The sequence below is a fragment of the Ancylothrix sp. D3o genome, from assembly GCF_025370775.1.
Classification (GTDB): Bacteria; Cyanobacteriota; Cyanobacteriia; order Cyanobacteriales; family Oscillatoriaceae; genus Ancylothrix.
The window spans coordinates 1-15,301 of sequence record NZ_JAMXEX010000025.1 but is presented as its reverse complement, the minus strand read 5'-3'; the positions used below and the strand labels follow the sequence as shown (position 1 = coordinate 15,301).

5 protein-coding genes and 3 pseudogenes are annotated in these 15,301 nt (G+C 39.1%); 1 reads left to right on the top strand and 7 read right to left on the bottom strand.

Annotated elements, in window-relative coordinates; translation table 11 throughout:
• Positions 1-99 precede the first annotated feature (99 nt).
• The 6 genes and pseudogenes from NG798_RS23510 to NG798_RS28255 form a co-directional block, all read right to left on the bottom strand.
• Positions 100-2,427 (bottom strand): tetratricopeptide repeat protein, encoded by a 2,328-nt coding sequence (locus tag NG798_RS23510; protein WP_261226150.1) that lies wholly within the window; start codon positions 2,425-2,427, stop codon positions 100-102.
• Between the two features lie 32 nt (positions 2,428-2,459).
• The gene (locus tag NG798_RS23505; RefSeq protein ID WP_261226149.1) at positions 2,460-8,690 is read right to left on the bottom strand and encodes a tetratricopeptide repeat protein; all 6,231 of its coding nucleotides are present in this window, start codon (positions 8,688-8,690) and stop codon (positions 2,460-2,462) included.
• Between the two features lie 220 nt (positions 8,691-8,910).
• Positions 8,911-10,044: a calcium-binding protein gene (locus NG798_RS23500; protein WP_261226148.1), complete on the bottom strand. Its 1,134-nt coding sequence runs from the start codon at positions 10,042-10,044 to the stop codon at positions 8,911-8,913.
• A gap of 457 nt (positions 10,045-10,501) precedes the next feature.
• Positions 10,502-11,780, bottom strand: a pseudogene (locus NG798_RS23495) (IS701 family transposase).
• Positions 11,781-11,879: 99 nt separating this feature from the next.
• Entirely contained in the window at positions 11,880-12,485 is a 606-nt protein-coding gene (locus NG798_RS23490) for a hypothetical protein (RefSeq protein WP_261226147.1), read from the bottom strand.
• Positions 12,486-13,194: 709 nt separating this feature from the next.
• Positions 13,195-13,320: pseudogene (locus tag NG798_RS28255) on the bottom strand (transposase family protein); the annotation flags it as partial.
• A 182-nt stretch (positions 13,321-13,502) separates the two neighbouring features.
• Here NG798_RS28255 and NG798_RS23485 point away from each other — a divergent pair.
• Positions 13,503-14,197 (top strand): IS1 family transposase gene (locus NG798_RS23485; RefSeq protein WP_261226146.1). Its coding sequence is split into 2 segments (ribosomal slippage): positions 13,503-13,743 and positions 13,743-14,197, totalling 696 coding nucleotides; the frame shifts between segments, so codons are not numbered across the junction.
• 780 nt (positions 14,198-14,977) lie between these two features.
• Here the strand turns inward: NG798_RS23485 and NG798_RS28250 are convergent.
• Positions 14,978-15,211 (bottom strand): annotated as a pseudogene (locus NG798_RS28250) (LysE family transporter); the annotation flags it as partial.
• Positions 15,212-15,301 lie beyond the last annotated feature (90 nt).

The following is a 15,301-nucleotide window of genomic DNA, read 5'->3' as shown; positions in this document are numbered from 1 at the left end:
GCAACAAATTTAATTTTTCTTAAAAATCGTGGATTGCTTCCTTATTACTTCCTTGGAAACCAGATTTTTGAACTCTCCTGTGTCAGCTTTGATAGAAAGTCAATCCCAGTTAAATTTTCTTCCTAGAAACTCCTCAAGCCGTTGATTGTGGGGCTTGAAAAACTCAGCTAACTTTTGACGAAGTGAATCACTCCTTTGGGAGTAAGAGCCTTCATTAAGTCTTTCATAACTGGGAAGACGATACTCAGAAACTCCTAAGAAATTAAACACCTGCTTCATTGTACCTTCTGGATTTTTGGCCAACTCTTCTGTTTGCAAAATTAAAAACTGCTGTTTAGGAAAAACATTCATCCAATGTTTTAGGAAATCGACATATACTCCCTCTGCCAGATAACGGCTGGGCAATTGTTTGAGGGTTTCCTCGGTTATTGTTGTCTTTCCTGTAAGAATTTCTAGCTCGGACATCATTACTGCTTCTATATCCCCTCTTTTTTCCGATCCTAATGCGACATTCATATAAAAATTGGAAATCGCTCTTGCGGTTGGATTTCTCAGCATCACAATCAATTTCAACGTAGGACAAAAATCATAAATTCTTTGAATAGTTTTTAAGCAATAAATATAATAAATAGTAGCTTCACCTGTCATAAACCCTTGGCTAGTTTCCACAGGAGGGAAATGAGCCAAGTACCACTTATCGCCCAAATCATATCTACTATCTGGATAAAAATATTGAATTTCTTTGACTAGAGATGGCAAAATTTTCGGATGTTGAATTAAGTAATTATATAAAGAAGTGGTTCCACATTTAGTACATCCAATCATTAAGAATTGTGGTTTTTTTGAGTTGGCAAGATTCCAGTGTTTTTTGATATAATCCGGTTTTAAAAATAAAATTTGCTGATAATTTCCTTTCAGATAAATCTCGATAGTCTCATCTGGGTTTCCTTGCAAAGTTAATACATCACCTAAATTTAGGTAGGCTAGATGATGAATTCGCGGGAACCTATCGATGCTCTCCACATAAAATTGTCTGATTTTTTCCCACAACTTTTCTAAATCACCTTTATGAGATATTACCCCATTAAAAAATGACGGTTTGTCTGTCAACTCTATTATATTAAAATATAGATTGTTGTGTGCCTTCCAAAAGTCAGGTTTCAGTAGAATGGCTTTAAAGTAGCAGTTGAGCGCTTCCTCAAGCTTTCCTTGTTTTTTTAACTCTTTTGCCAAATCGATGTATTCTTCATAAGAGCGAACATCTATTTCAATAACGGGATTTTGTTGATTTATTTTGGCAACTGTTTTTTCTGGGTTTTCGGATACATCAGACAAATAGGACTTCTGTTCAATTGGAGGAGGATAGGAAATGACTGCTGCTTGCGAGTCTCCTTGTTTAGTCAAAACTTCTTTTAAGTTATGATGCGACCAAGCGGAGTTAGGGTTCAGTTCAACAGCACGTCGGTATGCTGTCACAGCTTCATCTAAACGTCCTTGTTCGGCTAGGACTTCTCCTAAGTTATGGTAAATGGCATAAAAGTTGGGGTTTAACTTCTGATAAAATTTGTAGGCAACAGTAGCCTCTTCTAGTTGACCTTGCCGATATAATTCATTTGCTTTTTTGAAAAAGCTATTAAAGTTTACATCTAAATTTTCATCTAGTCTTTTCTTAACAAAAACTTGATAATCTTTATAAATAACTTCAAGTGTCGATTCATACCATGATAGAAATAAATCTATTCCCGTTTTAGTGTTATCTATCTTCTCAGAAAGCAGATAATCATCAAAAATAATTATCCCACCTACTTTTAATAATTTCCATGAGAAAACAGCATCGTATAACGCTGCATCACTTGCATAATTGCCATCAATATAAATAAAATCATAAAAATTGGGTTGCAATGAACTTAAAACGTTTTCCGATATACCTTTCAGCTTAATAACTTTTGATGAGGCATTTGTTTTAGCAATGTTAGCATCAAAACAATGCTCGTATGATGGCCAAAATGGATCAATACAGGTAATTGTCGCTGAAGGATGAGTCAAAATATTGTCCAGCAGCCAACAACTAGACATTCCCTGAAAGCTGCCAATTTCTAAAGCCTTAATGCCGGGTTTTTCTGCAAATAAGTTCAGATATTTCTTCCAGTTGGAAATATGGTTTGTAAAAAAATCTTTAGGAAATTCATAACCTCTTAAGGCGTGCTGATCCCACCCTCTCATTTGGCTAACTTTCCGATGGGAAGCAAGTGCTTCTTCAAGCTGATTGTTTAAAGTTAAAGCATTTCCCATCCATTGATAAAATAGAGCATTGTTAGGATTCAACTTAATTGCCTGACTGTAGGCACTGAGCGCCTCATTCAGCTTGCCTTCCGCCTCCAGTTGTTTGCCCTTTTGAAAATAGGTCATATCTGTTTCAGCCTTCATGTTTATAACTCCTACTTTTTTTTCATCGCTAACTAATAAGGTGAAAACCCAAGTTGAATGGCCTTACTATAAGCCGCACTCGCTTCTTGAATTTTACGTTGTTTTGCCAGAATATCTCCTAAATTTTTGTGACAAATAGCGGAATTTGGATTGAGTTGGATTGATTTGCGAACAGCCGCCAGTGAGGCTTCCCAGTTTTGGTTCTGTATCCAAAACTTTGCTAACTCTTCATAAGCAATATCCGAATCTAAATCGAACTGAGTAGCTTTTTGATAATAGATAATCGCTTCTTCGCTTTTTCCTTGTTTTTGCAAAACTTTCCCCAAATAAAAATAGTAGCGTCCTGCATTGGAGTTGCAATCAATAGCTTGCCGGTAGGAAGCAATTGCTCGTTTGACGTCTCCTTGTTTTTCAGCGACTTTGCCTAACTGACAATGCGCTTCAGCCAAATTCGGGTTAATTTGAAGGGCAACATGATAAAATCCAATCGCTTGATTAAATTCATTTTTTCTTACTAACGCATTTGCTAACTCTACATAAAGTTGAGACTCATTGGGCTGAATTTCTAATGCTTTGTGGTAAATTTCTACGTTATCTGGTTGAGCTTTTATCCCCTGACGGAAGCACTCCATTGCTTCATTTAAATAGGATTTAGCTACTTTTTGCAAAGCCTCTCCCAATTGCTGGTAAATGTATGGTAAATCTTGGTTTAGCTGTAATGCTTGACGATAATGATCCACCGCTTCTTGCCACTGTCCTAACTCCTTGAAAGCGGATGCTAAATTATAATGAGACCAAGCAAAATCAGGCTTAATATTGATGGCACAGCGGTAGGCACTAATTGCTTCTTCCCACCGTTTTAGCCGCAGCAAGCACAAACCTAAGTTGTTATGCGCCCAGGGGTGTTGGGGGTTGTGACTGAGGACTTTTTCATAATAAAAAATAGCTTCTTCCCATTCTTGATTTTTTTCTTTTTCTTGACCTAAATTATAGTTTTCTTCAGAACCTATGGCAGAATCTTCATTTAAGCTGCTTACTCCTTGCATGATGCCTAAATTTATTAATTGTTGACTATTTCGGAATCTCACTGAATGCTTGGGATCGTAAAGGTTTATCTGTTCATTTTGTCGAAGGGATTTGGCATATTGGGCATACTGAATTCCTTCGTTCCAATGTTCTTTTCTTTGTTCTTCTTCCTGCACATATTGGGCAAAATTGGAAAAATATTTAAAATGTAGTAAACATCCCGTTTCTTCGGCTAATTCTATACAGCTTGTCCAGTGAAAGTTTGGCTCGATTTCAATGCTAGAATCGTATTTAATGAGCGGGACTTTATTGAGGCAATAAAAAATATTTTCCTGCCCATCTATGGATTCATTTCCAAAAACTCTTTGTCTAACTCCTCCAAAGTAGCTAGTCTGATGCGTGCGTCCGTAAAAATTGTCTGTCTTATAGTGATAAAACTTTCGGTCGAAAAATGGACAAATCTCTAGCGGATCTTGACCGGCACTGTAATGAGTTTCTTTAATCGGCTTATCTGAGTACATATCCAGCAAAATTGCCGTGAGTCCTTTCTTTCCTTGCCGATCTAATTCTTCACACAACTCCGAAAGGCTTCTGTCTTCGCAGTTTTGGTAATAAAGAATTTCATCGGGATCGACAATTAAACACCAGTGTTTTTCGCCATAAGTTTTGAGTAAGAGTTCAGTCCAGTTTGTACCACATCTGGATTGACTGAAAGCATCTTTGGTATGCCAAACATAGACATCTCGCTGTTTCAGTAAATAGGAAAGAGTCTCATCAGTGGAATCATTATCAACTACAAAAAACTTCGCTACTCCTTGTTGCCGATAATAGGAGAGACAATAAGGCAAGCGCAGCGATTCATTTCTGACTACCATAAAACATAAAATGTCTTGCTCGGCAATTTTAATAGTTTTGCTATCTTTGCGCTCTAAACTGAACGGCTTTTCGGAACCTGTTAAAACTATTGAGTGGGGATATTGTGTAAAACCCGAAGTTGCTTCTGTTTTTTCCTGTGTGTTTATTTGCTTGTCTATTTGATGCTTAATTTCGTGTATTTTTTGCTGAATTCCTGCTGTTTCTGGTTGCAGTTGGAGGATTTTTTCATAACAAGCCACCGCTTCATCGCACTCACCCAGTTTTACTAACGCATCTGCTAAGCTGTAATAAGTTTGAGCCGACTCAGAGTTTAAGGTAATTGCCTTTCGATATGCTGCAACAGCCTCATCCCACCGTTGCAATTTTATCAGCGTATCTCCTAAATTCTGATGTGACCAAAAGAAATCTGGGTTTAACTCAATGGCGCGGCGATAAACAGTGACGGCTTCCTCCCACCTTTCCAGTTTAATCAGCGCGTCTCCTAAATTATTATACGACCACGAATTATCCTGATTTAACTCAATAGCTTGATAATAAGCCTTGACAGCTTCTTCCCACTGTTGCAGTTGACTCAGTGCATCTCCCAATTGATGATAAATTGCCGCTGAATTTGGGTTAAAACTAATTGCCTGCCGGTAGGCTACCACCGCTTCTTGCCAGTTTTTTTGTGCAGACAATGCTTTTGCCAAACCATAATGAGAACCGGCATTATCTGGCTTTACCTTAATCGCTTCTCGGTAAGCTTTAATTGCTTCATCCCATTGCTGTTTTGTACTTAAAATTTCCCCAAGATTATGATAAGCCGGCGACATATTAGAATTTAATGTAATAGCCTGCTGGTAACATTTAACCGCTTCATCAACGTTTCCCTCTAACAACTGTTTATTTCCCAAAAGTAAATATTTCTCTGCCGTTCCCGAAGCCGGTTCTAGGCTCTGTTCTAACCTCTGTGCATTATAACTCCAAAGTGCCGATTCTGCCGGCAACCCCATGCGATCAAAAACTTTCGCCAAATTCCGATAAACCGGCACTAATTGAGGATTTATTTGCAGCGCTTTTTGAGAATATAAAATTGCTTCTTGCCAGCTTTCTTGCTGTGCCGCCAAACTCCCCAAATTAGCATAAACTTCTGCTAAATTCGGCTGAATTTCTAAAGCTTTTAAATAACATTGTTTCGCCGTCTCCAACTGACCACTAAATTGTAGCCCTTTACCCAATATTTTGTAAGCGTCAGCAGATGCCGGTTGAAGTGAAATTGCTTGCTGACAAGCCGCAATAGCTTCTAACCATTTGCCCTTTTTACTGTAAAATTCTGCTAAAGCAATACACGCCTCAGCATCCGCTAATCCCACTGAATTTATAGATTTTTGGCTGCTAATTGCCCCATTATTAGCCTTTGTTAACTCCAACTTATTGCCTGCTTTTCTTTCCACTTCTTCAGCCTTTCTATAATAAACTTTTGCTTCTTCTAGCTTACCTTGTCGCTTCAGGGCTTCTCCCAAATTTTGATATACACCAAGTAAATTAGGATTAAACTTCAAAGCGTGCCGGTAACATAAAATTCCCTCCTCTATCTTCTCCTGACTTACCAAAGTATTACCTAAATTAACGCATTCTTGAACAGTAAATTTATCGGGTTCTAAACTAAAAGCACCATACCAACACTCTGCCGCTTCCACCGGCTTATTTAATTGCGTCCAAACCTTCGCCAAATTCCGATAAGCCGCACCCAATTTCGGATCTAACTGAATCGCTTTTTGATAATAAGATATCGCCGCTTCCCATTCTTTCTGCTGCGCCGCCAAACTGCCTAAATTGGCATAAACTGCTGCATAATTTGGCTCAATAATCAAAGATTTTTTATAACACTCTTTTGCCTCTTCTATTTTTCCCGTAGCCTGCAAAACATTGCCCAGGGTTTTGAAAGCCGGTGCAGACTGCGGTTGAACTGCTAAAACTTGCCGACAAATTGTTTCTGCTTCCTTTAATTTGCCTTGTTTCAAGTAAGCTTCAGCTTGCTCATTTAACTTAACGGCGTTCAATTGAGAATTGACAATAGTTTCCATAGAATTTGCTGTGTTTTCAGATGTGGGGTAATTATTTAAACCTATAATTTTTATCATAGCTTCTAATTGGCTTTTAGTTAGTTTAATATCTTCTGTTAGAGGATTTTGATACATCAACTCTCGTAGAGGATAACAAGCAAATGCCTCCCCTATTAAGTAGTAATGTTGTAACCCTAAAAGTTGACTGATGACCGGATAATAATGTCTAACATAATGCGGTGAAGTTAATTCAATAATTTTTGTCCCCGTCTGGCAAAAGATAATATTAGTTAACCCACTGCCGTGTGGAGCCACAATTATTTTAGCATGATAAAACAGGGTAATTTGTTCGGCAACCGCTATTTCTTCTAATGTCACACTTTGAAAACCGAACTTTTCCAAGTAATTGATGAGTTCTTCTTCATTCAAAACGCGCCGGTATCTTGCCTTTCCTCGACTAATATAAATCCGCTCTGGATAAGTTAAATTTTGTAAAGAAATTTGTTTCAAAAGCTCCTGACGGAGAAACTTAAGAGAGGCCGGTTCTACCCACCCCAAATGTCCCGCAAAAGAAGGAACGATGAGCTTTTTTGCTTGAATGTGAGGGTGAAGATCACTCTCAATAATTTTTGAACTAGGAATTCCCAACAGCGACAGCGTTTCTCTTTGGAAAGGTTGAGTAATACTATTAATTAAAAACTTATCTATTTTTGAGAATTCTATTTTACTTTGCCGCAAAATATTGAGTCTGGGAAGAATATCTACCATCCAATGAAAATAGACATTTCCCGAAAGTCCAGATAAGACAGCCACCGAAGCGTCTATTTTCTCTATCGGCGGCAATTCTTCTATATTAAAAATGCGGTGTTTATTAGGATCATGCCGGTGACATCCTGGCAAAGAACCCGGATACTCCCGCGACATATCTGCTAACAAATAATTATCAGGGCTAATAATACCAATAGCATTACAAATCATCCAGTAATTTTTTTGAGGTACAACCCAAGCGCGTCCCTCTGGAATTACTGTTACAAAAGTGTTGGGAGAATTAAAACAAAGCTGTGAACGATTATTATCAAAAACTTGAATACCGCTTTCTTCGTAAATAGGTGAAAGTTGTTGATAAATTCGCTTCAGACATGGCGCACAATTTAACCCTCCACATTCTTTTTCTAAAGTTTCAGAATCAGGCAATTTATTCAAAGTTAAATTCTCCTCAGATATCGGTCGAAAAGGGTCTTTTTCCCGTGTTTGCTGCTCAAATTTAGTATCTTCGTAAACAAACCCGCTTTCTTGACTGCCTTTTTCATCTTCTAAACAAACTTCCACATATTCCGCGCCTTTTAATTCAGTAGCAGTAACCCATTCTTTCGCTGATAAATAAACACCTTGGGGAGAAGTAGTTAATGACGACTGGTTATTTTTTGCAAACCTTGCTGCTGAGGGACTCATTTTTGCCAAAAAGCTCACCAGTAAGGCTGCATTTTGCCGTTTTTGTTTCCCCAAACATTGACTCAATTTCAAATAAATTTCTGGATTTTTTGGTTCAATTTGTAAAGCTTGGTGATAATAATTCTCCGCCTGTCGATAGCTGCCATACTCAAATAAAACATTTCCTAAATGTACATAAGTTTGCCAGAGATAGGCATAAATTTCGGTAGAGATAAATGGCTTTTGCAAGGCATCCAAAAATCTCGCACAGGCAATTTTTGCTTGCTGTAGTTCGTCAATTTCTTGTTTTTTTTGTTCTTCTGGTTGAAGAAACTGTTGGCAATACGCTTCAACAAAAGCCGGTTGATGAGAAATTGCTTTTTGAAAACACTCCATTGCGGCATCTAGTTTGCCAGAAGCCATCAGAGAATAGCCCCAATCACTGTAAGCTGAAACATTATCTGGTGCCAGTTCAATTACGCGCTGAAAACACCGGCCTGCCTGCAAATGCTCACCTTCGAGTTGCCAAACTTTACCCGCGTTATAATGAGCTAAAACCATATTTGGCTGCAAAGCAATGGCAGTTAAATAAGCCGATAAAGCATCACCAGCTTTTCCTTGTGCCTGTAAAGCTTGACCTAAATTATTGTGTAAAGTTGCCCAGTTTGGACTGATGGCGAGGGCTGTTTGGTACACTTTAACTGCTTCTTCAAGTTTATCAAGCTTGACGAGAATACAACCCAAGTTACTATAAGCTTTAAGATAATCCGGTTTAAGAGAAATAGCGCGACGGTAGCTGGTTTCAGCTTCTTTTAGTAATCCCTTTTGGTCAAAAATAACTGCGAGGTTATAATAAGAAATAGCATCATTGAGTTGAGAAGGCATCTTTGAGTAAAAAGTTGGAAATTTAACAGAAGTAGAAAGTAGACACTCCTACTAAATAAAGGCCGTACTCCTGAAGCCGCCCCTACAAACTCCTACAACTTGGCACTTTTACCTAAGTTCTGTAGAGGGAATTTAATTTATGGGAAAAAACCGATTTTTTTTACTAGCAAAGTTTAGAAAGCTTTGTAAATAAAAAATCGGCTTTTGCCTCAGTACCGATTTAGATAATTTCAAAATCACTAGAAGTGAGATTATTGAAATTAGCTTGTAGCTGCATTAATGGTAATTCATCGCCTACAGCAACATTAGGGTTATAGTAAACCAGACCGCTTGTTTTGTCATAAACAACCTTAGCTGTACCCACACCATCAGTATTAGGCATAAAGTTAGTAGTTACAGCAAAAAGGTTTGTTGCTAAAGTACCCTCTGGCAATTGAGTTAGGACGCTGTTATCCAATTGAATTTTATCTTGACCAGGAGTAAAATCGGTCAAGGTATCTAAGCCGAAAACATTACCGTTAGGGACGCTGGCATTCGGTGTTGATTGGCCTGCGTGAGCAAAATAGCGGAAGCCGAAGGTATCTGCTCCCTCACCACCTGTTAATGTATCGTTACCCAGATCACCAGAAATATAATCATTGCCGGCACCGCCACTGACTACATCATTTCCTTGGCCGCCAAAAAGCGTATCGTTACCGGCATCGCCGCCGACGCAATCGTTTCCTGTGCCACCATAAGCTTTATCGTCACCTTCATCACCGCAGATGGTATCGTTGCCGATATCACCCGAAACAATATCATTGCCGACACCGCCGCGCATTACATCATTTCCTTGGCCACCGTGAAGGGTATCGTTACCAGCATCACCGGAAACAGAGTCATTTCCTTTGCCGCCAAATACTTTATCGTCACCATCGCCGCCGTTTAAAGTGTCACTGCCGCTGTCACCCAACAGAATATCGGCATCGGCACCTCCAAGCATCAAGTCATTGCCTCTACCGCCAAAAGCGGTATCGTTGCCAACGCCGCCATTTATTGTATCGGCTCCAGAATTGCCAAATAATAAATCATTGCCGCTGTTGCCAAAAATGTTGTCGTTGCCATCTCCACCGACTACAACATCATCACCTTCGTAGGCAATGACTACATCATCACCTGCGTTCGCAGCGATGATATCGTTGGTTGGGGTGCCGGTTAGGGTCTCAGTAATGGCTTGACCTAGGGAAAAATTCGCCGCATTAAAACGCCTTGTCAACTCTTGAAGCTGTGCAAGGCTGATATTTGCAGAAACCGGGTTAGGGGTTTGCGGCTCCTCAGATATTGGTGCCAGTGTGTCAAGACCTTGGATATCCATCCCACAACCGCAATCATCAACTGCTGTTATGGGTGGCGCTGTGGGAGTAATTACTTCTGACTTAAAGTTTTTAAGGGTTGAGGGAATTGTTAACGTAATGCCCTGATGAGTTTGCTTGTAGCCAGCTTACTGTTTTAAGTTTCTCTACTTTTATAAGTATATCTAAAGAGGGAGAGGATGTCAATTTTTTTCACTCGCAGGGACAAATATAGCAAATTCACAGATTAGCGAATTGACCATCCCCCGATTAGAAATAGAGGGATTCTTATTGCAGTATAAAAGTCCTTGCCTAAAGTCATTGCAGAGTTTAGATAAGCGACAACTCACGCCTGCGCGTTTAGAGCGTCTCGCCCCTAAGCTCTGGTATGCCCTAACGTACTTAATGCTTTTGTAAAAAAATTAAGTGCGGCATTCGTATCTCGACACAGCACCAACCCACAACTACATTTATGGGGACTTAAACAAATTTTAAGCCCAAACAGAGCATCGAACTAGCTTTATAAGCGGCAAATACTTTCCAGTTTTCGTTCAACCATAAGACAAACCGAAATGATACGGCTGGACGAAATGCTTCAAGAGCTTCTGTAAAAGTGTTTAAAGATTTCCAAGCCCATCTACGTCTTAATCCCCCCGTTAAGGTATGCCAGAGGATGAAAATGTAAGCACAAAACACCAAAATTAAATGCCTTTTTAGGCTGCGTTTATCTCGGACTTGATATTATTTTAGCCCTAACCATCCCTTGGATTCAAGGGTAGAAAACTTCCACCCAATTTCTTTGTGAATAGCTTTTTCCTATCCACTCCTCTGTGGCGATTGATGAACCTATATTGGTGATTAAATAATCAATTTCAGTAGCTTTCTCGAAAGTCTCTGCATTCATAACAATAGCGATTACTTTCTTGCCTTGATACTTTGATAACTCAATTTCTCTTGTTGCTACCCACACGGTTCTCGATTTTTATCTTGATAGTTGAATCTTCGTGAAAGCTTCGTCAGGCAACGATGAAGCCAACTCTGAGACTCTGATTTCCTCTTTTTCACCCTCGGCTTTTTCAATTATTACTTTACGGTTTTTGGCAATTGCGACCATGTATTTTAAGTTTCTTTTCTCTAATTATTGTAAAAAACTGGTATTATTTCCATACCCCCCATCAATTAAGACTATTCCTGGTTGATATCCTCTAGCTAAACTTTTGTTTATTAAGTATAGGGCTAGTTCGGGTTTCTTTTTAAATTCTGGGTCGGCGTTTCCTTTGGGTAATGAGTCGGCTTTTTGATATAATTCTATATCTAAGGGTGAACTTTTGATGCCATCATATAGATGGCTAGTAACTGCAACTACCCCGTTGTCTGTTTTTCCAATTTATCCTATGTATTGCCGTCCTACTACCTCTGTAAAATTACCACCTTTTCGGTGTCCAGAATCATCAATAATTAGGCTAAAGCCTCGATTAATTTTGGTTTGCCTACACTGATTCATTACCAAAAGACGGCGTTGATTCAGTTCCATTGCTCACCTTGGTGCCTCCGTTAAAAAATGATGTAACTTGTGGTAAGTCACTCCTAGGCTGTTTGCCGCCATTTGGGAAAGGCTTTTTCGCTCACTTTCGCCCAATAATCCGCCTAAATAGTTCATTCACTCCCTTTTTTGGGCATTATGACCAAAGATATCGTCAAATCTTTGACACCATCTCTCAAAACAGGGGGGCATCGCAGCAGGGGGGGTCTCTTTCATCGTTTCTGATTTAAAGTTATTTCTCTGCTATTCAAGCATTATAGCTTATTTAGCTCGTTTTTTTTTGTTGAAGTCCCGCTAATTAGTTTTGCTAGTCTATCAACTTTGTTCGACCATCCATACCAAAAATGCCAGTATTTGTTCTACAGGAAAAAGTGAATAATCATTCAAATCAATGGTCACAGTTTGGCCTTTTAGCTTTAAGAATCGCCACTGAGTCCCACTACTAATACAGCCATAAATAGCAGAAATTTGATTGCCTTTTAACTCATTAAATTTCTGGGCAGCTACCATTTCTGCAATACATTGACCTATACCAATCTTCAAGTCAGCTTTTTTTGCTTCCAGAATTACAACCACCGGCGCTTCAATTTCCAGTAATTCAGGCGAACGACTAATCAAAAAATCACAAACGCCATTCAAACCGACACTCGGATCTACCGAAAACTCTTCGCCAGAAAAAAGGCTGATTTTCCGGTTCTTATATTTACGAACCTCTAGGAGAATAGGGCTAATAATCAATTCAGAGCGAGCCTTCTCACTACCAGTAGCAGTAGCAAGCGGCACACTTTCTTGTAAAAAAGCTATTAGCGTATCACTGGGAACAATTGGGTCAATAGAAGGGAAAAAGCGGACATTTTCAACAGTGGTTAATCCAAATGCTTGTTTTACTTTTCCGATGGTATTAAAATCGCTATATGACATGGGGTTTGAACCAGTATGACGCTCTGTGTCGTGGCCAGAAGATTTTTTAGCACCAATGAGGCACGATAAAGCTGATTGCTTTCATCATAAATTGTAACATCAACTAGCAGGCTCTCCCCAAAAACTTTGAATGGATGGAGCATATTAGACCTATGAGCGAAAGTCCCCATCATTAACAAATCTTAGGCAAACAAAGCTCATAATTATAAATACCTGCTATCAATTTTAAGCGCACCAAAAAAAATTTTCTATTTTTATAGCGAGATGAAATTATTTTAAAAATCTTCAGATCAGGATTAACGTGTTCAATAACAATTCTTAATAAAAAATTTTATTTTCCTATTTTTTGCTCTTCAGATAAATGTTGACTGTTTTCTTTTTGTGAGAAGTTTAACTTTTTATATGAAATTTTATATTTTCTTAATATACTTTATAGGCTAGACATTTTATATTTTTGGTTATCTTATTTTGGTGATTTAAGAAATTTTAAAATTATGTTCTTTTCCCTTGGCACAGTAAGACAATTAACTTGGTTTTTTGCTTTACTACTCTTAGAGATTTTAATGTATGCTTCTTTTTCTTGCCGCTGTAAAATTTTGTTTTTTTGGACGTTCAATGGGAGTTTCGGTGACATCAACTACTACGACTTCCCACTCTAACTCTTGATTTAACAGGGCGTTTTTTTTCAGACATTATAAACAATCTAGCTTCAATTAAACATTTTTCTACCAGGCGTGATTATACGATAAACATTGGATTCATTTAACCCCCAACCTTGCCCTATATGAAACGGAGTCCGGTATTCTCTCAAATATTCTAGCCTCATTAAAAGTTTGTTTTCTAAAGTACAGCCGTTCGCCGCAGTTCGTCTCTACATTTGGAAGGTCGGCCACTTTTTTTTTAGATTTTTCCTGTTCTTGGGTAGTGGTGCATAGTCAGGAAAATAGGATATAATTATTTAGTACAACAATAACTTGCTTTCCTAGGAATTGTCCCCGATGCGCTTCTAAAAATGTTATGAAAAATGGCCGGACTTCTAGTGGGAAGCAAAACTTTAAATGCAAGGAGTGTGGTAGACAATTTGTACTTGTTCCCAGACATCAACCCCAATCCCAAGAGAAAAAAATTATAGATAAACTTTTATTAGAAAAGATATCATTAGCTGGAATAGTCCGAGCAACCGGGGTGTCTCCGAGGTGGTTACAGTATTACGTCAATAAAAAATTAGCATTAGTTCTTAGAGTTGTGAATGTCACTTCAAAAAAAAGGGTAAACTAACACTTCAATGTGATGAGATGTGGTCATTTGTAGGCTCGAAAGGTAATAAACAGTGGATATGTCGGCTGGCCATAGATACTAGAACCAAAGAAATTGTTGGAGTGTTTATTGGCAGCAGAGATTTATTGGGAGCTAAAGGATTATGGGATTCTTTACCACCTGTTTATCGTCAATGTGCTCGTAGAGACGTTAGGGCCGAACGTCTTTACACAGATTTTTGGCAAGCCTATTCGACCATTTTTCCGACCAAAAGACACAAAGCAGTAGCAAAAAACAGTGGCTTAACAAATTACATAGAAAGGTTTAATAATACGATGCGACAAAGAATAGCCCGTTTAGGGAGAAAAGTTCTCTCGTTTTCTAAAAAATTATCTAATCATATTGGCGCTATCTGGTATTTTATTCATCATTACAACGCATCCTTAAGTTGTTGATACCAGTCGTAATATCCTGACTATGCAGCACTACCCTTTCTGGTATGACCCAAGGCAAGTCTGCTATCCCTTTCTGTCAGGGGCAAATTTTGAACCCCTATCCTCCCCGTTACAGGAAGGCTTTCGCTTTTTGCCTCATCCTCTACCCAAAGCTAGAGTTCTGCTTTCCTTACGGTCTGCCTACTACAGGATTCGACCTTCCCATAGACTCTGTAGGATTTACCCTGTTGTATCGTTTGGTTGTCCGTTTTCTCGGCTTTGTGCTGTCTATTCTGCGGAGGGAGTTCGTTCACACGCTTTGCTGATAGTTGATAAACAAAACCACCCACCTACTTTGTTGGTTCGGGCCTGTCAGCCTTATTTGGCCCGTTGCGTTATTACGCAGTTTAAACGACAGTTCACTCGTGTTCACCGCCCTCAAGAATCCCTGTTGCTCCTAACCAACTTAGGCTGCTGGCTATCGCTACGCGACGCTTACGCTAACGGCTACGTTTGGGGCCTGCATTCCGCCTGTGAGCGTTACCTACTTGGGCGTGGCCATACCATTTCTGGTACTTTCCGTGAGGGCTCGTGGTGTGACTCCCCGGCGTTTGGCCGGCCCTACTTACCAAACGACCAGTTCAGGCCGCACACCACCAGCCCCCCAATTAACTCCCCAATAAAATGCCATCCTCCACCGACCCTCAAGCCCGATGTGGACATCCAACTACCGACCTCTCTCTCATATTGCAGTGTTCCGGTACAGTAATTTATTAGCTATACTCAACGCGGGTCATCTGATTAAAGTTGTGTTAATAAAAAAAAACCAACAGAAATCATTACACAGCCAACCGCCAAATTTATTCTTTTTGTTATTTTGGAACTAATAGAAAACCTAGCTCTATCAGCCATAAACGCATAACAAAGTTTTACACCGCCTACGGTCAAGATAGTAATTATTATAATAATAACAATATCTAAATAAGATATTTGATTAATATCTACAAAAGCTGGAAGAAACCCCAGATAAAATAAAGTAGCTTTTTGACTGTCGGGGTGACAAGTCGCTTATAACGCTGATAGAATAAGCCTCATAGCTCTTATTCCTTGTTGATAATTAGGTAG